The following is a 24,989-nucleotide window of genomic DNA, read 5'->3' on the forward strand; positions in this document are numbered from 1 at the left end:
GCCGCGGCCGCAGCGGTCGAGCGAGGGGACGAACAAGCGTGGTTGGCAGGGGAGTTCACGGGGGCCGGTTTGACGCCGCTCTTGGCTAACCGCTATTCATTGAGTGGCGCAGAGGAGGGTGGTGGTCCGTGCAGGACGTGGTGCTGGCGCTGCTGACCAAGGAGCCATCGCACGGGTACGACCTGCGCAAGCGGTTGGCGGCGGCGCTCGGCCCGTTGGGGGAGTCGCTGAACGCGGGGCAGGTCTATGTGACGCTCACCCGGCTCGAAAAGGCGGGCCTGGTCGTCCAGGAGCGTGAGGACGCGCCGGTGCGTGGCCCACGGCGCAAGGTGTACGCGCTGACCGCCGCCGGGCGGGAGCGGGTCGCCGCGTGGATGACCGAGGACGTCGGGCCCAGAGCGGACGTGCCGGAGTTCCACCTGAAGCTGGTGGCCGCCGCCGAGTCGGGCATGGCGGAGCCGCTCGCGCTCGTCGCGGCCCGGCGCCGCGAGCTGAGGCGCGGCCTCTCCGAGGCTCAGCACGCCCTCCTCACCCACGACACGGACTCGGAGGCCGGGCTGCTCCTGGAGGGCGTGGCGCTCCGGTTGCAAGCCGATCTGCGCTGGTTGGAGGCATGCGAGCGGACCTGGTCCGCCCGCGCCCCGCACGGGAAAGGCGGAGGGAACGGATGACGACACGAGGCACCCGGCGGGCCGGAGGGCGGACCCGTCGCGGAGACACCCGGAACGAAGGCGCGGGTCCGGTGCTGCGCGCCGTCGGCCTGTCGCGGGTCTACGGGCAGGGCGCGAGCACGGTCGTGGCCGTCGATCGGGTCGACCTCGACATACCTGCCGGGCAGACGCTGGCCGTGACCGGTCCCAGCGGCTGCGGCAAGTCGACGCTGCTGCATCTGCTGGGCGGCCTCGACCGGCCCGACGAAGGTGAGGTGTGGCTCGGCGGGCAGCGTATCGACCTGCTCGGCGAACGCGCGCTCGCCCGTCTGCGGCGCCGTGCCGTCGGCTTCGTGCACCAGGACTTCCACCTGATGGACGAGCTGAGCGCGGCCGAGAACGTCGAGCTGCCCGCCCTGCTCGCCGGTGACCCGCCGCGTACCGCCCGCCGTCGCGCCGCCGCACTTCTCGACCGCGTCGGGCTCGCGGACCGGGCCGGGCACCTGCCGTCCCAGCTGTCCGGCGGCCAGCGGCAGCGGGTCGCCATCGCCCGCGCCCTGGTGAACGAGCCGCTCGTGGTCCTCGCCGACGAGCCCACCGGGAACCTCGACACAGCCGCGACCCATGACGTCCTCCGCCTCTTCGCCGACCTGCGGGCCACCGGACAGACCCTCGTACTCGTCACCCATGACGAACGCGTCGCCGCCACCGCGGGCCGGGTCGTCTCCCTCCGTGACGGGGCATCGGCCGAGGACACACCGCTGGCCGCGGGGGGCTCGCGGCTCGGCGCGCTCCTCGGCTGGGAGGAGTGACCATGGGCCGTCTGCTGCTGATCTGGCGGCTCATCGCACGGGACATGCGGCGCCGCCCCGGCGAGGCCGTCATGTTCCTGGTCGCCGTCACCGCCGCCACCACGTCGCTGACCCTGGGAATGGCAGCCGACAACGCCGTGGCCAGCGGGTACATGAAGACCCGCGAGGCCACCGCCGGACCCGACATCACGGCCATCACCACCGCCACGGACCCCTCCGCCCTCGCCGGACGCATCGCCGACGCCCCCGGTGTGGAGACGCTCGCCGACCCGATCCCCGGGTTCTCCACCACGGTCCGCGCCAACGGGCGGACGGAGAACACCGCGGTCGAAGGGCGCGAGCGCACCGTGTCCGCCGTGGACCGGCCGCTCGTCACCTCCGGCACGTGGGTGCGCAGGGGCGGCGCGGTGGTCGAACGCGGCTTCGCCCAGGCGCTCGATGTACGTGTCGGCGACCGTGTCACCATCGGCGGGCGCGACTACCCGGTCGTCGGTACGGCCGTCAGCGCGGCCACCGGGGTGTATCCGTTCGGCAACTGGGCCACGGGCCCGGGGCCTTCCGACGGCGGCGGCCGGATCTGGCTCACCACCGACGACGCCCGTGCGGCAGCCGGCGACGAGCCCCTCCTGTACCTGCTCAACATCAGACTGTCCGACCCCGCCGCGGCACAGAGCTGGGCGCGCACCGTCTTCACCGACGACCTCAGGGGCCAGGACTGGGTCACCCCCCGTCCCTGGCAGCTCTTCATCGAAGCGGACACGCATGTGCTGAGGTCCGTCCGCCCCACCCTGGTCATCGGCGGGGGCCTGCTCGCCGCGGCAGCGCTCGTCACCGTCGCGTCACTGGCCGCCGTGCGCGCCCCGCGTGACCACCGGCGCGCGGGTCTTCTCAAGGCCGTCGGTGCCACGCCCCGTACCGTGGCCGTGCTGCTGCTCACGCAGTACCTGCTTCTCACTGTCGTGGCCGCCGCTGCCGGAGTCACCGTGGGATGTGTGACCGCGCCCGCGCTGGCCGACCCCAGCGCCGGGCTGCTCAACACGGTCGGCCCGCCGACCACTGCCATCGTCGTGGCCGCGACCGTGCTCGCCGTACTGGTGGCCCTGATCGGCACGCTCGGCCCCGTCCTGCGCACCGTGCGCTCCAGCACCGTCGACGCCCTGGCCGATCCGGCCCACCTGATCACGTACCGCCCCCGGCTGACGGCCATGACGGCCTATCTGCCCACGCCGCCCCTGATCGGCGTACGACTGATCGCCCGCCGTCCCGGCCGCGCGGTCCTGAGCGCCGTCGGCACGGCCGCCACGACGGTCATGGTGACCGCGCTCCTCACCTACCGGGTGTCGCTCAAGGCGGAAGCCGCCCTGGGAACGTCCACGTTCGAGGAGATCCGCAACGCCCTGACGGGCCAGGTGATGCTGGGTGTCACGGTCGCGATTCTGGCGCTGTCCGTGCTCAACACCGTCTACGTCAGCTGGAGCACCGCGGTGCAGGCCCGGCGCGCCCTCGCTGTCGCTCGCACCCTCGGCGCCACCCCCGGCCAGGTCATCGTGGCGCTCTGCACCGCGCAACTGCTGCCCGCCGTCGGGGGGATCGCGGTGGGCGTCCCGATCGGGATCGGCCTGTTCGCGCTGTTCAGCGCGGTCGTGGTGATCCCACCGGCAAGCTGGCTCGCGGCTGCCGCACCGGCCGTACTCCTCGCCGTAGCGGCACTGGCCGCCTTGCCCGCCTGGCTCCACACCCGCCACCCTGCCGGGCGGATCCTCAACGCCGAACCATCCTGACGTGGCTTCCCCACCGGCGCCGACGATCAGTCCTCGTCCTCACCACCCTCGGCGTCGTCCGGGTAGCGGGTGTTCCACAGGACCACCCGGGCATGTCGCCGAGCCGGTTCTTGCGAGGGCGCCCGGCGAGGACGCTGCTGGGGCCTTGGACAATGCTTGTCATGAACGATGCCTTCACGCTCCTTCGGCGAGCGACTGATCTGCTCCCCGAGGGCGCCCGGGCCGAGAACGGTGTGACGGTTGACGACGTGCGCGACTATCAACGGCACCGGGAGTGGGGGTTGGTCCTCGACCTCCTGATGGAGATCGCGGACGAGCAGCCGGTTCCCTTGCGATTCTGGTCGCTGCTCAAGGACGCAGCCCGCCAGATGATGCTGGAGCACAGCGCCGACTGGTGCGAGTGGCGGGCCTGGGAGATGCAGCACGGCACCATCCGGGCCAGGCTGAGCCTGCTGAGCACGAAGGACGGCGGACGTCAGACCGCCTTCACCGGGCAGGGGCAGCTGCGGCCGCTCTGGGACATCGGCAACCGGGCGCCCGATGGCGGGCAGGCAGTGAACGTCGCGCGAATGTGGGTGGAAGGTGCGCCCGGCCTGGCACCGGGAGAAAGCGCGACGGTCCGTCTGGCGCCGCTCAGCCCCGAACAGTGGCGTCATGTGCAGCCTGGCGACATGATCACCATGCACGAGGGCGGGCCGGTTGTCGGCACGGCCGTGATCGTCGAGGTGACACCGCCTTCCGTCACTGGGCGCGGGGCAGATCTGTAGGCGCGATCTGCAGGGTATCCGAGGCGCTCGGGGGGTTTGCAGGTCAGTCCGTCCTGGTCGAGTTGCGACCGCAGATGGGAAGATGACCGGCATGACGATCAACAGAAAGGCCCATGCCGCGTAGGCGGCCTGGGCGCGTCCGGGCGGAGTTGCCGCGCCGACGCCGGGTGCATGACGACATCACGGCCATCCGTGGCCTCTCCTCGGCAGCACTCGCCGAGGTTCGACGGATCGAACGCCGGAAGAAGTACCTGTGGCCGGGCTCGATCGGGTCGGCGATGGCGCGCTGGCGGAGCTTCGTCCACCAGCCGAATCGACGGTTGTGGGAGTACGAGAGCGGTGGCTGCACGGAGTGGGCCTGTTGCGGTGACCCGTGGCAGGCCCGCGAATTCCTCGAAGCAGTGATGCTGGCGATGTCCCGCCGCCGGTCGCGCGAACTCCGCAGCCTCGTCGAGGTTTTGGACCGACGGTACTGATGCGAGGTGGTGGCACCGCTGTCACTGCTCGGCATCAAGACGTCGGTCGAGTGGCGCTTGGTGTCGTCGGTGAAGACCGCGGTGGCTCGGTGGAGCTGTTCGAGGAGCTGGATAAGGGTTGGGGCTTCCGGTTCGAATTGGTCGAACCATGACGCCGTGGTGGATCGGTGGACCTGTCCGCTCTGATCGATCGCGAAGAGGATGCCTCCGCCGTCACCGCCGAACACGATGCCGGTGCGATCGTGGGTCAGGCGGACTGGTCCGTACTCGGTGAGGTGGTCGAGCACCAGGTCGGGCGAGTGGATGAAGTGTCCGTGGTCGATGTCGGGCAGTTGCAACTCGGCGATTGAGGAGTAGAAGGTGACCAAGGCAGCGGGGACGGCAGCGTCTTCCATCCGCGCGGCCGCCGCTCGGCTTTGGTCGTCGGCCACGAGGACGTCGTTGTCGCCCGGTGGGTAGCTGTGGGCGGTCTTGAAGTGGGTGAGGGTCTGCTCAACCATGGCGGTGATCTCGTGTCGCCAGGTGGTGAGCCAGTCGGCCGAGAGGTCCGAGGCGGTCATCGGGTGCCCTGTTGTGTGTCGTGAGCGAAGGGGTTGGTGAGCGGGGCTGAGCGGCGGCTGACCTCGGCGGCGTAGGCGCCTCAGTCTCCGGTGGCGGCTCGCTGCCACTTGACGGCGACGCTGATGTGGATGCCGAGAGCGCGGTTGAGGATCGTGGAGGGAAGGGCCGACGGCGACGAGGACGCTGCGGACATGTTCGACGACCTTGCTGTCGGGGAGTTCGTCGAGGGCTTCGTGAATCAAGGGACGCCGGCCGGAGGCCAAGTCGGGCAGGCCAGTGGAGACGACCTCTTTCGACAGCCAGCTCATGGACGTCGCCGTCCGCTGGGTCCCGGCCAAGGCGTCGTGGAGGGCCTGCAGCTTCGGCGGGACGGCGGCGGTGTCGAGCAGCCGGTACGGCGGCGATGGATCGCCGGTCTCCTCGACCCGGCCGACCCTCGGCACCGTGAGCGCCGTGAAGTCCCCCAACCGCATGCCCTCTTACACCTGACCCTCCACGAGCTGCTGTGGTCTCCAACAGCTTGTGATGACAGCACATCAGGACGGTGGTGTGGCACGGCTTCCGAGGCAAGCTGATCGGCCCGGTGCTTGGTCCCGTCACCGTGGGTCGATCTCCGGGGGCTCGTCGGCTCACGCCCCGGTAGTTCGGTCAACAGGTCCTTCTGGCCCTCGCGGTAGGCCTGGCGGATCTGGCCCCGGCCGCCGTGGCGGATGTTGTGCGAGCCAGGCGGTGGCGGCACTCGCGCACGGTGAGCTGCCGGTTCATCAGCCGCCAGCAGGTACCGTCGACCGGATCGACAGGGGCGATCAGGCAAAGAACCGCTGTCCTGATCGCCGTCGATCGTGTCGGCCGCGCCCACTGGTCCGCCCAAGCCCTTGTCCACCGGTGCGTCTTGCCCGGCGACGGAAGCCGAGGTCCCGGACGTGGGCTAACGCGCTACGCGGTAGCAGAGGTAGATGACCCCCGAGTCGAAGGTGCGGGTCTCGACGAGTCCGAGATTCACGTGGCGTTCTGCCTGGGGCAGGAACGGGATACCGCCGCCGACCAGCACGGGGTAGACCCGGGCCCGGTACTCGTCGATCAGGTCCAGGGCGGCCGCCTGGGCGGCCAGGTTCGCGCCGCCGATCGCGATGTTGCCCTCGCCCGGCTCGGCCCGCAGCCGCTCGATCTCCTCGGCCAGGCCGCCGGACGCCAGGCGGGCGTGGCCCTGGACCTCGGACAGCGTGGTGGAGAACACCACCTTCGGAAGCGGGTTCCACAGCTCGGTCCACTCGCGCTCGGCGTCGTCGAGCGAGTCCTGGTCGACGGTCTCCCAGTACAGCATCGCCTCGTACAGCCGCCTCCCCAACAGGTGGACGCCGACTTCCCGGGTCTCCTCGATCCAGGAGCGGAAGACATTGCCGTCGGGCGCCGTCCAGTCAATGCCACCGTCCGGCCCGACGATGTAACCGTCGAGCGAGACGTTCATCGAATAGGTCACCTTGCGCATCAGACGTCCTCCTAGAGAGCGGGCTCGACCGTATGACCACGCGAGTCCGCAGAACTCATCGCTGAGCGCGCTGCTTTCTGCACCGGGCCCCTGGAGAACGAGCCACCGGGCGGCCCTTTCACGGAAAGGTGGGCACAGGCTTCGGCTTCCCCCGCCGAGGAACACGAGCCGGAGCTAAGGTGCGGACGAGGAGAGGAGCAATCACTGTGCGACGACAACCGGGGCACATGCGCGGCACTACAGCTCCACCGGGGCCGCCGGAGGGGACAAAGGTAAAGTTAAGCAAAATCACCCGCACCCTCCGATAAACCCGCAGGTCATTCACTCTCCTCCCCGCACGCGCGGGGCTGTTCCCTTACGTCAATGCCCGCTGACGGGAGAGCAGTCCTCCTCCCCGCACGCGCGGGGCTGTTCCCTGGGTCGGCGGCGGGCCGGGCCAGAACACGAGCTCCTCCCCGCACGCGCGGGGCTGTTCCCGCGGCGGGCGCGACGGGCCGGGTGACGGCGGCCTCCTCCCCGCACGCGCGGGGCTGTTCCCGGCCAGGGGAACGTCGGCCGCGACCTCGGCTACTCCTCCCCGCACGCGCGGGGCTGTTCCCGGCCAGGGGAACGTCGGCCGCGACCTCGGCTACTCCTCCCCGCACGCGCGGGGCTGTTCCCGCCTCACCGATCCGGCGGGCCTGCTCCCGGGCCTCCTCCCCGCACGCGCGGGGCTGTTCCCACCTCGACCTCCGCATCAAGCAGCTGTACTCGCTCCTCCCCGCACGCGCGGGGCTGTTCGTTGCTGGCCTCGTCGTCTGCCCGGCTGGCGTCCTTTTCCTGGCGTTCGCCGGGCTCTTTTTGTTGGCAGTGATTGCGTGAGTGATGGGTTTTCGGGGCTTTGGATGTGGTTGTGGTCAGGGGGCTTGGATTGTGTTTTGGGGCGCGTGAGGGGGAGTGTGCGCTGGTGTGTGGGTCTGCACCACCGGTGAGTGACTCCGTGCTCTGGCTGGGTGTCATGGTCAACCCAGTGGCCTGCCGGGAGAGTGGAGGAGCCCTGGCCTGTGGGTCACTGGCTGGGGATCGTTCATCGAGGAGGTAGATGTGGCAGTCAAGCGTGTCCTGATCACCGCAGTGGCTCTTGTCGGGATATGCGCCGTCGGGGCCGGTACGGCGCTGGCGGAGAATGGTGTGCTCGTCAGCCGGTTCGACGACGGCAGTTTCGAGTATCCGGTCGCCCGTGCGAACGCGTTCGACACGTATCAGGCGGGTCAGTCCATCGGGCCCTGGAGGGTGACCAGCGGGGCCGTGGATCTCGTGGACGACGGGCTCTGGCAGGCCGCCGAGGGCAACCAGTCGCTCGACCTCAACGCCACCGTCCCCGGCGCCGTGGCGCAGACGTTCACCACCACCCCGGGGCAGACGTACACCGTCACCTACTCGCTGGCCGCCAACACCGCGGGCGGCCCGACCGTGAAGACCGGCCGCGTCCTCGTGGACGGCCAGAACGTCCAGGACTTCTCCTTCGACATCACCGGCAAGTCGCACGGCAACATGGGCTACGTCAGGCGGCAGGTCACCTTCGTCGCCACCGCCGCGACCACGACCCTCGGCTTCGCCAGCACCACGGCCAACAGCGCGTACGGTCCGGTCGTGGACGACGTGCTGGTGACCGCCTGTCCCCCCTGCCCCTGCTGATCCCGGCATCGAGAAGGCCCGGTCCCGAGCCGCTGACGCCCGGGGCCGGGCCGCCGTCGCGCTTGCCCGGAGAGTCGGTGATGCAGCACGCTGGGCCGGGAGTCCGGCACGGCGGGGAGCTGCGAGGGGGCGGGGTTGGCTGAGCGGCGGCTGACGCGGCAGGAGTTGAACCGGCTGAAGAAGCGCGGCGGCTTCATCGGGCGGCAGGGGGAGCTGGACGCGTTCCGCGCCAACCTCCGGCGGGACCCGCAGTCCACCGACTTCCAGTTCCAGTACCTCTTCCACGTCCACGGCAACGGCGGTGTCGGGAAGACATCGCTGATCCGGCAGTGGGAGCAGCAGGCCAGGGAACGCGGCGCGCTCACCGTGACGGTCGGCGACGAGGTCCACGGCCCCGTCGAGGCGATGGAGACGATCGCCGAGCGGCTTCGGCGCGAGGGCACGCCGCTGAAGGCGTTCGAGAACAAGCTGAAGGACTATCGCAAGGGCCTTGAGGAGGCGGAACGCGCCCGCGCCGCCGGGGTCGCCGAGGCCGGGGGAGGGGCGTCCGTGTCGCCCGCGGGGATGGCCGTGGCGCAGGTCGCGCTGGCCGGCGCGACCGCCGTCCCGCTGCTGGGCGCCGTCGCCGGGGCGATGGACCCGGCGGCGCTGGGGGCCGGGGTGGACCGCTGGCGGACCCGTGTCGCGGGACGGTCCAGGATGCAGGAGACCGTCCCGTTCCTGTCGCCCGTGAAGCTGCTGACGCCCGTGTTCCTGGACGATCTGGCGGCTGTCGCGCGGCAACGCGTGCTGCTCGTGCTGTTCTTCGACGTCTACGAGCGGACCGGCCCGGTCCTCGACGCGTGGCTGCGCGACATGATCTGCACGGACGCCCACGGGTCGCTGGAGGCGAACGTCGTGGTCGTCCTGTCCGGGCAGGGGCGCCTGGACGATCGGTACTGGGCCGACTGGCACGCGGACATCGCCGACGTGCCGCTCGACGTGTTCACCGAGCAGGAGGCCCGCGACCTGCTGCGGGCCCGTGGGGTGACGGACCCGGACGTGACCGAGGTGATCCTGCGGCTGTCGGGACGGCTGCCGGTGCTCGTGGACATGCTCGCGCACCCCCGGCCCGCCTCGCCCGGCGAGGTCATCGATCCCGCCGAGACGGCCGTCGAACGGTTCCTGAAGTGGGAGAACGATCCCGACCGGCGCGCCGCCACCCTCGCCTGCGCCCTGCCGCTGCACCTGGACGAGGACGTCTACCGGGCGCTCGCCCCGCGCACGGCGGCCGACCGGTACGACTGGCTGCGGGGCCTGCCGTTCGTCGGCCGCCACGACGGGCGCGCCCACTACCACGACACGGTCCGCGCACTCATGGTCCGCCACCAGCGCGACCACTTCCCCACCACCTGGACCTCCCAACACGCCACGCTCGCCCACCTCCACCGGACCCGCCGCGAAGCCATCGAGGCCACGCTCACCCCGCACCGCGACCACTCCTACTGGTATGACGCGGCGTGGCGCGAGATCTGTTGCAACGAGACCTACCACCTCCTCTGCGCCAATCCCGGGGCCGCACTTCCCGCGGCGCTCGCCGACACCGTGCACGCCTGCTACCGCGACACGGCCGCGTTCCGGCAGTGGGCCCACCTCCTGGGCCAGGCCGCCACCGACACCGGCGACCCCGACCTGGCCCGGTGGGCGGACCAGTTGGCCGCCGCCGACGAGGCAGGGGACGGGGACGCGGGAGCCGTCATCCAGGCCGTGACCGTCCTGCTGACCGCCCCCACCCTCCCGCCCGCCACCCGCGCCGTCGCCCACATCGCCCGCGGCTACGCCCGCGAACGCCGCGAGGAGTGGGAGCAGGCCCTCACCGACTACGACGGAGCGGTCCTGCTGACCCCGGACAACCCCACGGCCCGCCTGCGGCGCGGCGAGGTCCGCAGGTTCACCGGCCGGTTCGACGACGCCCTCGCCGACCTGGACCGCGCCGTCGAACTGGACCCCGACCGCGCCCGGGCGCACATCAGCCGGGGCCGCGTCCACCGCTCCCTGGAGCGGTACGACGAGGCGACCGCCGACTTCGACCAGGCCATACGCCTGTGCCCCGACAGCGCCGGCGCGTACGCGCACCGCGGCGAGACCCACCGGCGCGTGGGCCGGTACGAGGACGCGCTCGCCGACCTCGGCCGCGCGATTCAACTGGAACCCGACCACCCCTGGGCACACGCCGTCCGCGGAGGCACCCACTCCTCCCTGCACCGGTACGAGGAAGCGCTCGCCGACCTGGACCGCGCGATCCAGCTGGACCCCGACCAGGCGTGGATCTACATCACCCGGGGAAGCTCCTACCGTCTGCTGGAGCGATACGACGAGGCCGTCGCGGATCTCGACCGCGCCATCCGGCTGAGCCCCGACAGCGCGTGGGCGTACGCGCAGCGCGGCGACACGTACCGGCGCGCACGCCGGTACGAGGACGCCCTCGCCGACCTCGACCACGCCGTCCAACTCGGCCCCGAGGACGTCTGGGCCCGGCTCAACCGGGCCGCCGTCCGCTACTACGTGGGCCGGTACAGGGACGCGATCGCCGATCTCGACCATGCCGTCCGGCTGGAACCCGACTACATCTGGGCGTACTTGAGCCGGGGAATCGTCCACCAATCCATGGGCCGGTACGAGGAGGCGGCCGCCGACCTCGAACGCGCCCTTACGATCGGCGTCGATGACGCCGGGACCCACACCAGCCACGGGGACGCCTGCCTCGGGGCGGGCAGGTACGAGGACGCCATCGCCGCGTACGACCAAGCCCTGCGGCCGGAGACGTCCGGGCCGGAGACCACCGGGGCGCTGATCCAGCGCGGGGAGGCCCGCCTGCTCTCGGGTGACACGAAAGCCGCACGCGAGGACCTCACGCTCGCGCTGGAGCGGTCACCCGGCGACGACGGCTGGGCCCATCTGCTGCTCGCGCTCGCGGCACGGCAGTCGGGGCAGGACGAGAACGGGCACTGGGCGCGCGCCGTGGACGCCTTCACCGTGGCGGAGGACGACGTGCCGCCGCACGAACTCTTCCTCCTCCACTGCCTCCGCCCCGATCCGGCCGCCCCGCAGGCGCTCGACGGCCTCCTCGCCCGCAACCCGGCGCAGTGGGTGTACGAGCGAGTGCTCAACATCCTCGACCGGTTCACCCGCGCCGGGTTCGCCGACGGCGCGTTCGCCGGGCCGCTCCGGCAGCGGCTCGAAGCGGCGTACGAGGCGGCCAGAGCGCGGGTGTGAGGAAGCTCAGCCGCGCAGTTCGGACAGCACCGCGTCCGTGAACCGCGGCCACGCCTCCGCCGCCCACGGGCCGAAGAGGCGGTCGGTCAGCGCCACGCACGCCGCCCCCGCGTCCGGGTCCACCCACAGGAACGTCCCCGACTGCCCGAAGTGCCCGAACGTACGCGGCGACGACGTCGCGCCCGTCCAGTGCGGCGACTTGTGGTCGCGCAGCGAGAAGCCAAGACCCCAGTCGTTCGGCCGCTGGTGCCCGAAGCCGGGCAGCACGCCGTCCAGCCCGGGGAAGACCACGGACGTCGCCTCGTCGAGCGTCTCGCGGGCCAGCAGGCGCGGCGCGAGCAGTTCGGCGGCGAAGCGCAGCAGGTCGTCCAGCGTGGACGTGCCGTCCTTGGCGGGGGAGCCGGCGAGTTCGGTGCCGGTCATGCCCAGCGGCTCCAGCACGGCCTGCCGCAGGTACTCGGGGAACGGTATGCCGGTCGCCTCGGCCAGGTGCGCGCCCAGGACCTCGAAGCCCGCGTTCGAGTACAGGCGGCGGGTGCCGGGCGGCGCGGCGACGCGGTCCTCCTCGAAGGCGAGCCCGGACGCGTGCGCCAGCAGGTGCCGTACCGTCGAGCCCTCGGGCCCGGCCGGTCCGTCCAGCTCGACCGCGCCCTCCTCGACGCCGATCAGCACGGCGTACGCCGCCAGCGGCTTGGTCACCGACGCCAGCGCGAACGGCCGGTCCCCGGGCCCCCTGGCGGCGCGCCGCCCGTCCGCCGTGACCACTCCCGCCGCGGCCGTCGTCACCGGCCAGCCGTCGATCAACTCCAGGCTCTGCATACGTGCGAGCCTAACGCGCCACGACAGGGGGGCTTGCCTGGAGTGCACTCCAGCTCTTTAGCGTTCTCACATGACCCTGGCGCAACTGCGGGAACCAGAGCTCGAACGAGTCGACCTGTGCGCGTCCGCCGACCTGCCGCATCCCCGGCCGGACGGCCAGGACCGCTACACCATCAGCGAAGTCGCCGCCCACACCGGCCTGAGCGTCCACACCCTGCGCTGGTACGAACGCATCGGGCTCATGCCGGACGTCGACCGCTCGCACACCGGCCAGCGCCGCTACACCAACGCGGACCTCGGCTGGCTCTCCTTCGTGAACAAGCTGCGGCTCACCGGCATGGCCGTCGCCGACATGGTCCGCTACGCCGACCTCGTCCGGCAGGGCGACCACACCACCGCCGAGCGCCGCGCGCTGCTGAGCACCACCAGGGACGACGTGCTGCGCCGCATCGCCGAACTCACCAGCACCCTCGCCGTCCTCGATTTCAAGATCGACCTGTACACCGAAGCAGAAGACGACACCGCCCGGGTGTCCGAAGGGACGTGACCCCTCACATGACCACCACCACCCCGATCGCCACCGCCCCCCTCGGCACGGGCGGCCCCCTCGTCGGCGTCCAGGGCCTGGGCTGCATGGGCATGAGCTTCGCCTACGGCCCCACCGACGCCACCGAGGCCCGCGCCACCCTGGAACGCGCCCTCGACCTGGGCGTCACCCTCTTCGACACCGCCGACCTGTACGGCATGGGGGAGAACGAGAAGTTCCTCGCGCCGTTCCTCGCGGCCCACCGGGACGAGGTGACGATCGCGACGAAGTTCGGGCTGAGCTTCGACCCCGAGCGCCCCGCCGAGCGGCCGATCCGCAACGACCCGGCGTACATCCGCTCGGCCGTGGAGGCCAGCCTGCGGCGCCTCGGGACCGACGTCATCGACCTGTACTACATGCACCGCTACACCCCCGAGGTGCCGCTGGAGGACAGCGTCGGCACGATGGCCGAACTGGTCACCGAGGGCAAGGTCAGGCACCTCGGCCTGAGCGAGGTGACGGGCGCCGAACTGCGCACCGCGCACGCCATCCACCCCATCGCGGCGCTCCAGTCCGAGTGGTCGCTGTTCTCGCGCGACGTGGAGCGCACCGCCGTCCCGGCCGCCAAGGATCTTGGCGTCGCGTTCGTGCCGTACTCGCCGCTCGGCCGCGGCTTCCTGACCGGCGCCTTCGCGGACGCCTCCACCGACCTCGGCGACGACGACTTCCGGCGCGGCCAGCCCCGCTTCAACGGGGAGAACGCCGCCGCCAACCGCGCCCTGCTCGACCCGATCCGCGAGGTGGCGCGGGCCCACGACGCCACGCTCGGACAGATCGCGCTCGCCTGGGTCCAGCAGCAGGCGCGGCGGCGCGACATGACCGTCATCCCGATCCCCGGCACGCGCCGCCGCACCCGGATCGAGGAGAACACCGCCGCGACCCGCATCACGCTCGGTGACGACGAGCTGGCGGCGCTCGACGCGATCGGCCCCCGCGTCGCGGGCGACCGCTACCCCGACATGAATTTCTCCCAGGCCGGACGGGAATGACCCACGCCGCGCGGCGGGCCGCCGGGCCCGTCGCGCGCCCCGGCGCCCGCGCCGGGCTCACAGCTCGGCGAGCAGCTCCGTCTTCTTCGCCGTGAACTCCTGGTCGGTCAGCAGACCGGCGGTGTGCAGGTCCCCGAGGTGCCGGATGCGGTCGGCTATGTCCGCCGGGTCCGCCCGGTGCCCGTTCCTGCCAGGCTGGCCGTGCTGTCCGTGCTGGCCGCGCCGGTCGTGCCCGCCGCGCGGGTCGTGGTCGTCCTCGTCCGGCTCGGCCGCCCGTATCGCCTCCAGCACCGCCGCCGCCAGCGGCAGCGACTCGTGCACGGGCCCGTAGCCGCGCCCCAGTACTACCGACGCCGGGTCCTGGTCCGCGGTCTCCTCGCCCCCGCCGCCCTCCCCGTGACCGTGCCCGTCCCCCGCGCCGTCGCGCAGCAGCCGCAGGTGCCCCACCGACACCTCGGGCGAACGCCACTCGACGCCCGCCAGCTCGCTCACCCGGAACGCCTGGTCCCCCGCCTTCCACTTCGCCGACGACGCGGCCGTCCAGAACCAGCGGAAGGACACCTCCTTGCCGTCGAACGCGACCTTCCCGTCGTACGCCTTGAACGCGGGCGGCGCGGGCGGCGCCGCCACCAGGTACGCCGCCGCCTCCTCGCCCGCCGGCGGCCCGAGCGCGCTGCGCAGCTCGGTCGCGTAGTACCCGGCGAGGTTCTCCCGCTCCGCCGGGAGGACGAGCCGGTACGGGTCCGCCGCCTCGCGCAGCTGCCCCCCGGCGGCGTCGAACAGCGGATCGGCCCCCCGCCGCGGCACGGCGTGCAGCACCACGGTCCCCTTGCGTCTCCCCGGTGCCAGATCGACCGTGCTCAGCGCCTCGTACGGGATACGGCGCTCCCCCAGCACCTGGAGGAGGCGCGGCGTGCGTATTCCCCGTTCGAAGCGGATGAGCACGGAATCGGTGTCGAACTCCCACGTGGAGTGGATTCCGGCCAGCACATCACCCATGCGGGTCATCGTAAGCGCCTGCACTGACGAAAAGGGGTCGCCCCGACTGCTGTGTTCCTGTCACAATCCGCCGACCGCCGCGCAGGGGGCGGACGCGGCGCATCCACGCACGTCCGGGGCGCACGCCGTGTCGTCCACGCGCCCCGCGCCGATCGTCGCCATCGAGGCCAGGCCCACCCCGCCCGGCTCGAAGTACGCGCTGTGCCCCTCGGCCGCGCCCGCGTCCAACAGCCGCGCGCCGAACGACGGATCGAGCGGGTCGGTCCCGAACCCGAGCGGCCCCAGCTCCATGTGCGGCACGTCCTCGATCCAGTCGCCGCGCGCCCGCATCGCCCACACCCGCGCGTCCGTGCCCAGCTCGGAGACGTGCGACGCCCGCATGCCGGGGCTCCCGGCGACGGTGATGTCGGTGACCCGCGACGGCAGTTCCTCCGCCGCGACGCCGCACACCACCGACCCGTACGAGTGGCAGAACAGCGCGACCCCGCCGTCCCCCGGCAGCGCAGCCACCGCGTCCACCAGCCGCTCCGCGCCCGCCTCGGCACGGCCCGTGGTGGCCGCCGACATGGCCATCCCGGCGGGCGCGTCGTAGTCCGCCCACGCCACGACGGCCGTCGAGCCGCCCGCGGGCAGCCGCTCCAGCTCCGCCGCGTACAGCGCCTGCGCCATTCCCGCGGGCGCCGTCCACCGGCCCTGCGTGCGCTCGTACGTCAGCAGCTCCGTGTCCACACCGGGGACGACGACGGACACCCGGTCCGCCGTCTCCAGGTCGCCGAAGACCTCGGCGACCCGGCCACGCCCGGTCGGGTCGAACGCGAGGATCTGCCGGCCCGGCCGCAGCAGCGACTCGAAGCGGTGCATCCGCCGCCCCGCCTCGTGCTGCCCGGCCTCCGACAGGCGCGGGTCGGCCATCCTGGCGCGCTCGACGTCGCGCGCGTCCACCAGCGCCTCGCGGTTGGCGCGGAAGCGCAGCCGTACGGGGGCGCCCGCCATGTTGCCGACGACGAGGGGGTAGCGCTCGGCGAGGCGCCGCCGCTGGGCGGGGGTCAGGCCGGCGAAGAACCGCGCGGTGCGCTCGGGCGGGGCGTCCGCGCCGGGCAGCGGCTCGCCCGCCACCGTGCCGCGCTCCCAGGCGGTCAGCTCGGCGTCGTACGCGTCGGGCCGCGGGGTGTCGGCGCCGGCGATCCAGCCCGCCGTGGCCAGCACGGCGAACACCACGGCGAGCGGCAGCAGTACGCGGCGCAGCGTCGCGGCGGGCGAGGGGCGATGCGGGAGGAATCGCGGGGGAAAGAGGTGAATGTTCAGCACTGCCGCGTCATCATACGGGGCTCGAACGGCCCCCCGCGCCGCTGCCCCCGGGCGCCGGGACCGCCCGCCCGCACGCCCCTGACCGGCCGTTCAGCCCCGCGCACGCCGAACGGCCGCCGTATCCGCGGGGGATACGGCGGCCGTCGTCACACCGCGCCGGGGCGCGGGCTCAGCGTGTGGCGCGCGTCACGCGTCGCCGCCCGCCGAGCCCGGGTCGGCCGCGGCCACGTCGAGCAGCTGGTACCGGTCGATGGCCTGCTTGAGCACGGAGCGGTCGATCCGGCCCTCCTTGGCCAGCTCGGTCAGCACGCCCAGCACGATCGACTGCGCGTCGATGTGGAAGAACCGCCGCGCCGCGCCGCGGGTGTCGGCGAAGCCGAACCCGTCGCCGCCGAGCGACTGGTACGTGCCGGGCACCCAGCGCGAGATCTGGTCGGGCACGGCCCGCATCCAGTCGGACACGGCCACGAACGGTCCCTCGGAACCCTGGAGTTTCGTCGTGACGTACGGCACGCGCTGCTCCTCCTCCGGGTGGAGGAGGTTGTGCTCCTCGGCGGCCACCGCGTCGCGGCGCAGTTCGTTCCACGACGTGACGGACCACACGTCCGCCTTCACGTTCCACTCGTCGGCGAGCAGCCGCTGCGCTTCGAGAGCCCACGGGACGCCGACGCCGGACGCCATGATCTGCGCCGGTACGGAGCCCGAGGCGCCCTCGGAGAGCTTGTACACGCCGCGCACGATGCCCTCGGCGTCCACGTTCTCCGGCTCGGCGGGCTGGACGATCGGCTCGTTGTACACCGTGAGGTAGTAGAAGACGTCCTCGGCGTCCTCGCCGTACATACGGCGCAGGCCGTCCTTGACGATGTACGCGATCTCGTACCCGTAGGCCGGGTCGTAGGCCACGCACGCCGGGTTGGTCGAGGCGAGCAGGTGCGAGTGCCCGTCGGCGTGCTGGGTGCCCTCACCGGTCAGGGTCGTGCGCCCGGCGGTCGCGCCCAGGACGAAACCGCGCGACAGCTGGTCGGCCATCTGCCAGAACTGGTCACCGGTCCGCTGGAAACCGAACATCGAATAGAAGATGTAGATCGGGATCAGCGGCTCGCCGTGCGTCGCGTACGCGGAGCCCGCGGCGATCAGCGACGCCGTACAGCCCGCCTCGGTGATGCCGTCGTGCAGCATCTGCCCGGTCGGCGACTCCTTGTACGCGAGCAGCAGCTCACGGTCCACCGACTCGTACTTCTGCCCGAGCGGGTTGTAGATCTTCGCGGACGGGAACATCGCGTCCATGCCGAACGTGCGGTACTCGTCCGGCGCGATCGGCACGAAGCGCTTGCCGATCTCCTTGTCGCGCATCAGCTCCTTCAGCAGCCGGGCGAACGCCATCGTCGTGGCGACCGCCTGCTTGCCCGAGCCCTTCTTCACGCCCGCGTACGCCTTGTCGCCGGGCAGCTCCAGCGCCTTGGCGCGCACCACGCGCTGCGGCACGAAGCCGTCGAGCGCCTGGCGCCGCTCCTTCATGTAGCGGATCTCCGGCGAGTCCGGGCCCGGGTGGTAGTACGGCGGTACGCCGCCCTCCAGGGCGCTGTCCGGGATCGGCAGTCCGAGACGGTCGCGCAGGCCCTTGGCGTCCGCGACGGTCAGCTTCTTCATCTGGTGCGTGGCGTTGCGGCCCTCGAAGGCCGGGCCGAGCTTCCAGCCCTTGACCGTCTGCGCGAGCACGACGCTCGGCTGGCCGTCGTGGGCCAGCGCGGCGCTGTACGCCGCGTACACCTTGCGGGCGTCGTGGCCGCCGCGGCCGGTCGCCAGGCGGACCAGGTCCTCGTCCGACAGGTTCTCGACCATCTTCGCCAGGCGCGGGTCCGAGCCGAAGAAGTGCTCCCGCATGTACGCGCCGGACTCGGTCGCGTACGTCTGGAACTGCCCGTCGGGCGTGCTGTTCAGCCGCGCCACGAGCACGCCGTCGGTGTCCTGCGCGAGCAGGGCGTCCCAGGAGCTGTCCCAGGCGAGCTTGATCACGTTCCAGCCCGCGCCGCGGAACTGGCCCTCCAGCTCCTGCATGATCTTGCCGTTGCCCCGCACCGGGCCGTCGAGGCGCTGGAGGTTGCAGTTGACGACGAAGGTCAGGTTGTCCAGGCCCTCACGGGCCGCGAGCGACAGCTGGCCGAGCGACTCGGGCTCGTCCATCTCGCCGTCGCCGAGGAACGCCCACACGTGCGACTTCGACGTGTCGGCGATGTCCCGTGCCTGCATGTAGCGGTTCATGCGCGCCTGGTAGATGGCGCTGATCGGGCCGAGGCCCATGGAGACGGTCGGGAACTCCCAGAAGTCCGGCATCATCCGCGGGTGCGGATAGCTGGACAGGCCGCGGGGGGCCTTGGACTTCTCCTGGCGGAACGCGTCGAGGTTCTCCTCGGACAGCAGTCCGTGCAGGTAGGCGCGGGCGTACATGCCGGGCGACGCGTGACCCTGGAAGTACACCTGGTCACCGCCGTCCCCGGCGTCCTTGCCGCGGAAGAAGTGGTTCCAGGCGACGTCGTAGAGCACGGCGGACGAGCCGAAGGTGGCGATGTGACCGCCGACCCCGATGCCGGGCCGCTGGGCGCGCGTGACCATCACGGCCGCGTTCCAGCGGGTCGCGTTGATGATCCTGCGTTCGAGTTCCTCGTCACCGGGGTACTCGGGTTCGTCCTTGGTCGCGATGGAGTTGAGATGGTCCGTGACACGTGCCTGGGGCACGGCCACCTGCTTCTCACGGGCGCGCTCGATCAGGCGGAGCATGAGATAGCGGGCCCGTTCCCGGCCTCGCTCGTCGACGGCCGCGTCGAGCGAGTCGAGCCATTCCTGAGTCTCCTCAGGATCGAGATCCGGGACCTGGCTGGGAAGGCCGCCCATGACGATCGGGTTGCGATCTGATCCGGAAGCCACGCTGTTCCTTCACTGTGAGTTGTCTGCTCTGCATGTGTCGCGCCGCCTCCATCGTGGACCCACGACGGCGAAACGTCATCTCTACCGGACGGTAATCAGGTGGCCACGGCGTGCGGGCCGCTCCCCGTCCGGCCCGCGACCGGCCCGGCCCGGGTCCCCGGGCCGCCGGTGCCCGCTCCGCGCCGGGGACGCGGCTCCCCGGTGGCTCGGGCCGACCGGCTCACCCTACGCCCCCGCCCTCCGACCACCGCGAACGCCTGTTCACCGCGTCCGCCGCGTGAGCGAACGCGCCGCGCCGCCGTGCCACGCCCGGACGCCGCGCGGAACACGGCCGATGCGTCAACGTTTGGGCGGGCTCGGCCGCCGGGTACTTGCGCGATCCGCCCCGCGCGTGTGGACTACGCCCCAAGCCGCGCGCGCACGCGCGGCATGCCCGTACCCTTTTTCCAGGGTACTTCCCCGTAAGTTTCACCAGCAGTTCTCCACCAGCACTACCCGCAGCGCGGCGGTCCCCACCGACGACGAGCTGCCCGACACAGGACAGGAGCAATCCGTGAGCGCGACCGCGGACCACGCGGAGGAGCGGACCAACCCCGCCGCGAGGCTGGGATTCCAGGCCGGACAGGTGGTCCAGGAGCTCGGCTACGACGACGACGCCGAGCAGGAACTCCGCGAGGGGATCGAGGCCATCACGGGCCAGGATCTCGTCGACGAGAGCTATGACGACGTGGCCGACGCGGTGGTGCTGTGGTTCCGCGAGGACGACGGCGATCTGACCGACGCGCTGGTGGATGCCACCACCATGATCGACCCCGGGGCCCCCGTCTGGCTGCTGACGCCGAAGACGGGCCGTGACGGCTACGTCGAGCCCAGCGAGATCGGCGAGGCCGCCCAGACCGCGGGCCTCGCCCAGACCAGCACGGTCAACGCGGGCCGGGACTGGTCGGGCAGCCGGCTGGTGACGCCGAAGGCGGCCGGGAAGAAGTAACCGCGGCGGATCCGGCCGGGAGCCCCGCGGGAAACAGGCGCACCGCGCGCGTACGCCGGTCCCTGGGGGCACCAGTCAGCCCACCAGGGGCCGCGTCGTACGCTGGGCGGTGACTTTACCTCCCGCTGAGAAACGGATGACGCGCTCATGGCCATCGAGCCGGGCACCAAGGCCCCTGACTTCACGCTCAAGAACCAGCACGGCCAGACGGTCTCGCTCGGTGACTACCGGGGCGAGAAGAACGTCGTCCTGCTCTTCTACCCGTTCGCCTTCTCCGGGACCTGCACCGGCGAGCTGTGCGCGCTGCGCGACCAGCTGCCGGCCTTCGTCAACGACGACGTGCAGCTCCTCGCGGTCTCCGCCGACTCGTTCTTCTCGCTGCGCGTCTTCGCCGAGCAGGAGGGCCTGGAGTACCCGCTGCTGTCCGACTTCTGGCCGCACGGCAACGTTTCCCGCGCCTACGGCGTTTTCGACGAGGAGAAGGGCTGCGCGGTGCGCGGCACCTTCATCATCGACAAGGAAGGCGTGGTGCGGTGGACGGTCGTCAACGGGCTGCCGGACGCGCGCGACCTCGACGATTACGTCGCCGCGCTCCAGGCGCTCTGACCCGTACGCGCCGCACACGCGCCGACCGCACCTGATCCGGCCGCCGGACCCGGGACGACGGATCGGCCCCCGGGCGCCCCACGGCAACCGCCCGCACCCTGCTCGTCCCGCGGAAGACTGGACAACACGTGGTACTGAAAACCTTCGGCTGGTCCTTCGGGTTCACCGTCATCGGACTCGCCGCCGCCTTCTTCTTCTGGGGCTGGGCGGGCTTCGCCGTCGTGGCGATCCTGGTCGTCCTGGAAGTCTCGCTCTCCTTCGACAACGCCGTCGTCAACGCCGGTGTGCTGAAGCGGATGAACGAGTTCTGGCAGAAGATCTTCCTCACCGTCGGCATCCTGATCGCCGTCTTCGGCATGCGGCTGGTGTTCCCGGTCGCCATCGTGTCGCTGACGGCGCGCGTCGGGCCGATCGAGGCCGTGCAGCTCGCGCTGGACGACCCCGACCAGTACTCCGAGATGGTCACGGACGCCCACCCGGCGATCGCGGCGTTCGGCGGCATGTTCCTGCTGATGATCTTCCTGGAGTTCATCTTCGACTCCCGCGAACACCACTGGATCGGCTGGCTGGAGCGCCCGCTGTCCAAGCTCGGCCGCATCGACGCCGTCTCGGTCGGCATCGCGCTGCTCGCCCTGCTCATCACCGCGAACACGATCGCCACGGAGGCGTACCAGCACGGCGGCGGGCACGCGGACAAGTCGCAGACGGTGCTGCTCGCCGGTATCGCGGGCCTCCTCACGTATCTGGTGGTCGGCGGCCTGTCCGGCTACTTCGAGGACCGCCTGGAGGACGACGAGGAGCGCGTGGACGAGGGGCAGGAGGCCCAGCAGCGGGCCGCGGGCGGCCCCACGGCGGTCGGCCTGGCGGGCCGGGCGGCGTTCTTCCTCTTCCTGTACCTGGAGGTGCTGGACGCGTCGTTCTCCTTCGACGGCGTGATCGGCGCGTTCGCCATCACCAACGAGATCTTCGAGATGGCGCTCGGCCTCGGCATCGGCGCCCTGTACGTCAGGTCGCTGACGATCTACCTCGTCCGGCAGGGCACGCTCGACAACTACCGCTACCTGGAGCACGGCGCGCACTACGCGATCGGCGCCCTGGCCGTGATGCTGCTGGTCAGCATCCGCTGGCACCTGCCCGAGGTCGTCACCGGCCTCGTGGGCGTCGCGTTCATCGGCGCCTCCTTCTGGTCGTCGGTCCGGGCCAACCGGCTCGATCCGGAGCACGCCAAGGTGACGGCCGGGGCGGGCTGACCGTACGCCGCCGCCCGTCGTGTCCGTCCTCCGTACCGGGGGATTGAACAGACGGGCGGCATGGGAAGTCTTCACACAACGGGGCGGTCGGTGACCGCCCCGTCGTGCGGACGGCCGCGCGCACCGGTGACGGACGGTGGCGGCGGCACGACGGAAGAGGGGTGGGCGGCGATGGCGTCCCTGTGGTCGTACGTGCGGGGTGGCGGCTCGGCCCGGCAGAAGTTCGACACCGTGGGCGGCATGTCCAGCTACGCGGTGGAGCTGACGCGGCGCTCGCCCACGGCGCCGCTGACCGCCGCGGGCGCCGACAGCGGCACGTTACGCATCGAGCTGTCCTGGCGCATGCGCAGCAACTCCGACTTCGACCCCGCCGCCCGGCGCGTGTGGCGGCAGCCGTGGAAGATCTTCAAACCGGCGGAGATCCAGGGGCACTCGCAGGGCGTCGCCAGCCTCGACTTCGACCTGGCCTGCCTGTACGAGCTGGCGGACGGCAGCCGCGGCGTCGTCCAGTCGGTCGGCGGGCTGCTCGGCGACTTCAACGACCCGCCGTACATCAAGCTCAGCGGCGACGACCGCTTCGGCACCGCGTCCGGCGAGCACCTCTACGTCAACCTGGACCACAAGGACGACTTCAAGCGCCTGCTGGTCTTCGTCTACATCTACGACGGCGTCCCCGCGTTCGACCGCGCCGACGCCGTGGTGACCGTCTCGGCCGCCGACGGCAAGAACATAGAGATCGGCCTCCAGGACGCGCCCCCGCACGCCAGGTCCTGCGCGGTCGCGCTGATCGAGCACCACAAGGGCCGCCTGGTGGTGCGGCGCGAGGTGAAGTACGTCTACGGCTTCCAGGCGGAGATCGACCGCCTGTACGGGTGGGGCATGTCCTGGGGGTACGGGAGCAAGCCGAGCCGTTCGCGCGCCTGACCGGGCGTGCCCCACGTCCGTGGGTATTCCGGACAAAGGTGGGGAAAGTCGCCTCGGTGCCGCTCCGGCGCTCCTACCATGCGGGCAAGCGGGATTCGCGGTCCGCAGGCGCTCGCCGGCCCGGCGGGCGCGGAGCATGAACAGCCCCGGCGCGGTGTCGTGTCCGGGACCGAGGAGTGCCAGCATGACCACCACCACAACCGCCGCCCTCGCCATACCGGGCGAGGAGAAGTACACGCTGCGGGACATCGTCGTGGACGATCCGCGGCCGCACGAGGTCCTGGTCCGCGTGGTCGCGGCCGGGCTGTGCCACACGGACGCGACGTACAAGGAGGCGTGGGCCGACCCGTCGCTGCCGCCGCTGGTGCTGGGGCACGAGGGGGCGGGGGTTGTGGAGGCGGTGGGGGAGCGGGTCACCGGGGTGCGGCCGGGCGACCGGGTGCTGCTGACGTTCAACTCGTGCGGGGAGTGCGCGGCCTGCCGCACCGGGCACCCGGCGTACTGCGCGCGGTTCACCGACCTCAACACCAGTCCGACCGGCAGCGTCCGCGCGGACGGGTCCTCGGGACTGACGGGTGTGGACGGCAGTCCGATCGCCGGGGCGTTCTTCGGGCAGTCGTCGCTGTCGGGTCACGCCCTCGCGCAGGAGCGCAACGTGGTGCCGATCGGCGCGGCGGACGACGAGGAGCTGGCCCTCCTGGCGCCGCTCGGCTGCGGCATCCAGACGGGCGCGGGCGCGGTGCTGAACGAGCTGCGGCCCGAGCCGGGCAGCACCGTCGCCGTGTTCGGCACCGGCGCGGTCGGCCTCGGCGCGCTGATGGCGGCCCGGCTCACCGGCGCCTCGCGCATCGTGGCCGTGGACATCGTGCCGTCCCGGCTCGACCTGGCGCGTGAACTGGGCGCGACCGATGTGATCAACAGCGCGGCGGCCGATCCCGTGGCCAGGCTGCGGGAGATCGGGGACGGCGCGGGCGTCCAGGCGGCCGTGGAGACGAGCGGTGTGCCGCAGGTGCAGGCGCAGGCGCTGGAGTCGCTGGCGCCGCGCGGGGTGCTGGGGCTGATCGGGGTGCGGCTGGGCGCGGAGTTCAGCGTTCCGGCGCTGTCGCTGCTGAGCGGGCGCCGGGTGCACGGGATCGTGGAGGGGGACAGCGACATCGTGACGTTCCTGCCCGCGCTGGTCGGGCTCGTGCGGTCGGGGCGGATGCCGCTGGGGCGGCTGATCAGGCAGTACCCGCTGGAGCGGATCAACGACGCGGCGCGGGACGCCCACAGCGGGGTGACGGTCAAGCCGGTCGTGCGCTTCTGACCGCGGGGCCGCCTGGGCGGGTCAGCCGGCCGGGTGGTCCTGGGGCAGGAACTGCGGTCCCTGGGGCGGGAGCGTGAACCCCGGGTCGGGCTGCGGGTGGTCGGAGTGGGGGTAGCCGTACGCGGGGGCCTGGTGGGGAACGGGCGCGACCTGCGGCGTGGCGGGCGGCGTGGCGGGCGGAGCGGGCGGCGTGGCGGGCGCCGCCGGGGCGGGGGCCGCCTGCTGCGGCGGCCGGGCCGCGTTGACGCCGAACTCGCGGGCCAGCGCGATCAGTCCGCCCCGCACGCCGCGTCCCAGCGCGCGGAACTCCCAGCCGTCCCCCGCCCTGGCCAGCTCGCCGCCCACCACCGCGGTCTCCGCAGGTCCGGGCGCCAGCGGGAACGCGGCCAGCACCGCCGCGCCCGCCGCCTCCTGGACGAGCAGCCGCGGCGCGCTGTCGGGCGCCTGGAAGCCCGCGTCGGCCGACGCCGCGAGCACCACCCGCGTCACCCCGGCGTCGAGCTGCCCGAGGTCCATCTCGACCGTCTCCCGCAGCCCCGCCGCGTCGCGGCGCCTGGGCAGGCGGCGGACCAGGCCGCTGGGGTGGCGCGGCTGGTTGTAGAAGACGAAGTCGCCCTCCGAGCGCACGCGCCCGCCGGTGCCGAGCAGCAGGGCCGACAGGTCGATGTCCGGGACCCCGGGCCCGGCTGCGGTGGGTGTCCACCGCAACACGGCGCGTACCACCGTGACGGGAAGGTGAATTGCTGCCCCTTTGTCCAACGGGTGCGTCATGGGGGGAATCCTGCCTGTCGCCATACTTCCGAAACATTGGCGCGATTACG

Annotated in this window: 21 protein-coding genes and 1 CRISPR repeat array; of the genes, 14 read left to right on the top strand and 7 right to left on the bottom strand. The window is 72.0% G+C overall.

Annotated elements, in window-relative coordinates; all coding sequences use genetic code 11:
* Window positions 1–128 precede the first annotated feature (128 nt).
* The 4 genes from ACIBPC_RS03905 (at window position 129) to ACIBPC_RS03920 (ending at window position 4,010) form a co-directional block, all read left to right on the top strand.
* The gene (locus ACIBPC_RS03905) at window positions 129–671 is read left to right on the top strand and encodes a PadR family transcriptional regulator (RefSeq protein ID WP_398841059.1); all 543 of its coding nucleotides are present in this window, start codon (window positions 129–131) and stop codon (window positions 669–671) included.
* Entirely contained in the window at window positions 668–1,462 is a 795-nt protein-coding gene (locus ACIBPC_RS03910) for an ABC transporter ATP-binding protein (protein WP_398841060.1), read from the top strand. The genes ACIBPC_RS03905 and ACIBPC_RS03910 overlap by 4 nt, the downstream gene beginning before the upstream one ends.
* Window positions 1,463–1,464: 2 nt before the next feature.
* Window positions 1,465–3,243: an FtsX-like permease family protein gene (locus ACIBPC_RS03915; RefSeq protein WP_398841061.1), complete on the top strand. Its 1,779-nt coding sequence runs from the start codon at window positions 1,465–1,467 to the stop codon at window positions 3,241–3,243.
* A 161-nt stretch (window positions 3,244–3,404) separates the two neighbouring features.
* Window positions 3,405–4,010: a hypothetical protein gene (locus ACIBPC_RS03920; RefSeq protein WP_398841063.1), complete on the top strand. Its 606-nt coding sequence runs from the start codon at window positions 3,405–3,407 to the stop codon at window positions 4,008–4,010.
* A 43-nt stretch (window positions 4,011–4,053) separates the two neighbouring features.
* Here ACIBPC_RS03920 and ACIBPC_RS03925 read toward each other — a convergent pair whose 3' ends face one another.
* Window positions 4,054–5,046 (bottom strand): hypothetical protein, encoded by a 993-nt coding sequence (locus ACIBPC_RS03925; protein WP_398841065.1) that lies wholly within the window; start codon window positions 5,044–5,046, stop codon window positions 4,054–4,056.
* A 277-nt stretch (window positions 5,047–5,323) separates the two neighbouring features.
* Between ACIBPC_RS03925 and ACIBPC_RS03930 the strand changes: the two genes are divergently transcribed.
* Window positions 5,324–5,536 (top strand): hypothetical protein, encoded by a 213-nt coding sequence (locus tag ACIBPC_RS03930; RefSeq protein WP_398841067.1) that lies wholly within the window; start codon window positions 5,324–5,326, stop codon window positions 5,534–5,536.
* 439 nt (window positions 5,537–5,975) lie between these two features.
* Here the strand turns inward: ACIBPC_RS03930 and ACIBPC_RS03935 are convergent, their stop codons facing one another.
* Window positions 5,976–6,536 (bottom strand): dihydrofolate reductase family protein, encoded by a 561-nt coding sequence (locus tag ACIBPC_RS03935; RefSeq protein WP_398841069.1) that lies wholly within the window; start codon window positions 6,534–6,536, stop codon window positions 5,976–5,978.
* Between the two features lie 326 nt (window positions 6,537–6,862).
* A CRISPR array of direct repeats spans window positions 6,863–7,318; the repeat unit is 29 nt; unit sequence CTCCTCCCCGCACGCGCGGGGCTGTTCCC.
* Between the two features lie 301 nt (window positions 7,319–7,619).
* On the opposite strand from ACIBPC_RS03935, the gene ACIBPC_RS03940 reads away from it, so the two are divergent.
* Both ACIBPC_RS03940 and ACIBPC_RS03945 read left to right on the top strand, forming a co-directional pair.
* A complete protein-coding gene (locus ACIBPC_RS03940) occupies window positions 7,620–8,213 on the top strand; it encodes a choice-of-anchor C family protein (RefSeq protein ID WP_398841071.1) in 594 nt (197 codons plus the stop codon).
* A 135-nt stretch (window positions 8,214–8,348) separates the two neighbouring features.
* Window positions 8,349–11,468, top strand: a complete 3,120-nt coding sequence (locus tag ACIBPC_RS03945) for a tetratricopeptide repeat protein (RefSeq protein WP_398841073.1) — start codon at window positions 8,349–8,351, stop codon at window positions 11,466–11,468.
* A 6-nt stretch (window positions 11,469–11,474) separates the two neighbouring features.
* Here ACIBPC_RS03945 and ACIBPC_RS03950 read toward each other — a convergent pair whose 3' ends face one another.
* A complete protein-coding gene (locus ACIBPC_RS03950) occupies window positions 11,475–12,287 on the bottom strand; it encodes a serine hydrolase domain-containing protein (protein ID WP_398841075.1) in 813 nt (270 codons plus the stop codon).
* Between the two features lie 70 nt (window positions 12,288–12,357).
* Here ACIBPC_RS03950 and ACIBPC_RS03955 point away from each other — a divergent pair, with 70 nt between their 5' ends.
* Both ACIBPC_RS03955 and ACIBPC_RS03960 read left to right on the top strand, forming a co-directional pair.
* Window positions 12,358–12,834, top strand: a complete 477-nt coding sequence (locus tag ACIBPC_RS03955; RefSeq protein ID WP_398841077.1) for a MerR family transcriptional regulator — start codon at window positions 12,358–12,360, stop codon at window positions 12,832–12,834.
* 8 nt (window positions 12,835–12,842) lie between these two features.
* On the top strand, window positions 12,843–13,862 hold the full coding sequence (locus ACIBPC_RS03960; protein WP_398841078.1) for an aldo/keto reductase: 1,020 nt from the start codon (window positions 12,843–12,845) through the stop codon (window positions 13,860–13,862).
* Window positions 13,863–13,919: 57 nt separating this feature from the next.
* On the opposite strand, the gene ACIBPC_RS03965 is transcribed toward ACIBPC_RS03960, so the two are convergent.
* From ACIBPC_RS03965 to aceE, 3 genes are all read right to left on the bottom strand, one after another.
* The gene (locus ACIBPC_RS03965; RefSeq protein ID WP_398841080.1) at window positions 13,920–14,861 is read right to left on the bottom strand and encodes a DUF4429 domain-containing protein; all 942 of its coding nucleotides are present in this window, start codon (window positions 14,859–14,861) and stop codon (window positions 13,920–13,922) included.
* Between the two features lie 60 nt (window positions 14,862–14,921).
* Window positions 14,922–16,169 (bottom strand): alpha/beta hydrolase, encoded by a 1,248-nt coding sequence (locus ACIBPC_RS03970; protein WP_398841082.1) that lies wholly within the window; start codon window positions 16,167–16,169, stop codon window positions 14,922–14,924.
* A gap of 186 nt (window positions 16,170–16,355) precedes the next feature.
* Window positions 16,356–19,094, bottom strand: coding sequence for a pyruvate dehydrogenase (acetyl-transferring), homodimeric type (gene aceE / locus ACIBPC_RS03975; protein ID WP_398841083.1), 2,739 nt, complete (start codon window positions 19,092–19,094; stop codon window positions 16,356–16,358).
* A gap of 553 nt (window positions 19,095–19,647) precedes the next feature.
* Between aceE and ACIBPC_RS03980 the strand changes: the two genes are divergently transcribed.
* From ACIBPC_RS03980 to ACIBPC_RS04000, 5 genes are all read left to right on the top strand, one after another.
* A complete protein-coding gene (locus ACIBPC_RS03980) occupies window positions 19,648–20,082 on the top strand; it encodes a DUF3052 domain-containing protein (protein WP_362956403.1) in 435 nt (144 codons plus the stop codon).
* A gap of 147 nt (window positions 20,083–20,229) precedes the next feature.
* Window positions 20,230–20,688, top strand: a complete 459-nt coding sequence (locus ACIBPC_RS03985; RefSeq protein ID WP_362956406.1) for a peroxiredoxin — start codon at window positions 20,230–20,232, stop codon at window positions 20,686–20,688.
* Between the two features lie 128 nt (window positions 20,689–20,816).
* Window positions 20,817–21,938 carry a DUF475 domain-containing protein gene (locus ACIBPC_RS03990; RefSeq protein ID WP_398841085.1) on the top strand — a complete coding sequence of 374 codons (1,122 nt, stop codon included), beginning with the start codon at window positions 20,817–20,819 and terminating at the stop codon, window positions 21,936–21,938.
* Window positions 21,939–22,109: 171 nt separating this feature from the next.
* Window positions 22,110–22,862 carry a Tellurium resistance gene (locus tag ACIBPC_RS03995; protein WP_362956502.1) on the top strand — a complete coding sequence of 251 codons (753 nt, stop codon included), beginning with the start codon at window positions 22,110–22,112 and terminating at the stop codon, window positions 22,860–22,862.
* Window positions 22,863–23,046: 184 nt separating this feature from the next.
* Window positions 23,047–24,168, top strand: a complete 1,122-nt coding sequence (locus ACIBPC_RS04000) for an NAD(P)-dependent alcohol dehydrogenase (RefSeq protein ID WP_398841087.1) — start codon at window positions 23,047–23,049, stop codon at window positions 24,166–24,168.
* Between the two features lie 21 nt (window positions 24,169–24,189).
* Here the strand turns inward: ACIBPC_RS04000 and ACIBPC_RS04005 are convergent, their stop codons facing one another.
* Window positions 24,190–24,939: a TerD family protein gene (locus tag ACIBPC_RS04005; protein WP_398841089.1), complete on the bottom strand. Its 750-nt coding sequence runs from the start codon at window positions 24,937–24,939 to the stop codon at window positions 24,190–24,192.
* Window positions 24,940–24,989: the final 50 nt, after the last annotated feature.

This window comes from Streptomyces sp. NPDC049879, from assembly GCF_044461265.1.
Taxonomy (GTDB): Bacteria; Actinomycetota; Actinomycetes; order Streptomycetales; family Streptomycetaceae; genus Streptomyces.

What these genes read in the sequence shown, in the direction of transcription:
- ACIBPC_RS03910 (WP_398841060.1), top strand. Translation starts at nt 668, where the DNA reads ATGACGACACGAGGCACCCGGCGGGCCGGAGGGCGGACCCGTCGCGGA.
- ACIBPC_RS03915 (WP_398841061.1), top strand. Translation starts at nt 1,465, where the DNA reads ATGGGCCGTCTGCTGCTGATCTGGCGGCTCATCGCACGGGACATGCGG.
- ACIBPC_RS03920 (WP_398841063.1), top strand. Translation starts at nt 3,405, where the DNA reads ATGAACGATGCCTTCACGCTCCTTCGGCGAGCGACTGATCTGCTCCCC.
- ACIBPC_RS03925 (WP_398841065.1), bottom strand. Translation starts at nt 5,046, where the DNA reads ATGACCGCCTCGGACCTCTCGGCCGACTGGCTCACCACCTGGCGACAC.
- ACIBPC_RS03935 (WP_398841069.1), bottom strand. Translation starts at nt 6,536, where the DNA reads ATGCGCAAGGTGACCTATTCGATGAACGTCTCGCTCGACGGTTACATC.
- ACIBPC_RS03950 (WP_398841075.1), bottom strand. Translation starts at nt 12,287, where the DNA reads ATGCAGAGCCTGGAGTTGATCGACGGCTGGCCGGTGACGACGGCCGCG.
- ACIBPC_RS03955 (WP_398841077.1), top strand. Translation starts at nt 12,358, where the DNA reads ATGACCCTGGCGCAACTGCGGGAACCAGAGCTCGAACGAGTCGACCTG.
- ACIBPC_RS03960 (WP_398841078.1), top strand. Translation starts at nt 12,843, where the DNA reads ATGACCACCACCACCCCGATCGCCACCGCCCCCCTCGGCACGGGCGGC.
- ACIBPC_RS03965 (WP_398841080.1), bottom strand. Translation starts at nt 14,861, where the DNA reads ATGGGTGATGTGCTGGCCGGAATCCACTCCACGTGGGAGTTCGACACC.
- ACIBPC_RS03985 (WP_362956406.1), top strand. Translation starts at nt 20,230, where the DNA reads ATGGCCATCGAGCCGGGCACCAAGGCCCCTGACTTCACGCTCAAGAAC.
- ACIBPC_RS03995 (WP_362956502.1), top strand. Translation starts at nt 22,110, where the DNA reads ATGGCGTCCCTGTGGTCGTACGTGCGGGGTGGCGGCTCGGCCCGGCAG.
- ACIBPC_RS04000 (WP_398841087.1), top strand. Translation starts at nt 23,047, where the DNA reads ATGACCACCACCACAACCGCCGCCCTCGCCATACCGGGCGAGGAGAAG.
- ACIBPC_RS04005 (WP_398841089.1), bottom strand. Translation starts at nt 24,939, where the DNA reads ATGACGCACCCGTTGGACAAAGGGGCAGCAATTCACCTTCCCGTCACG.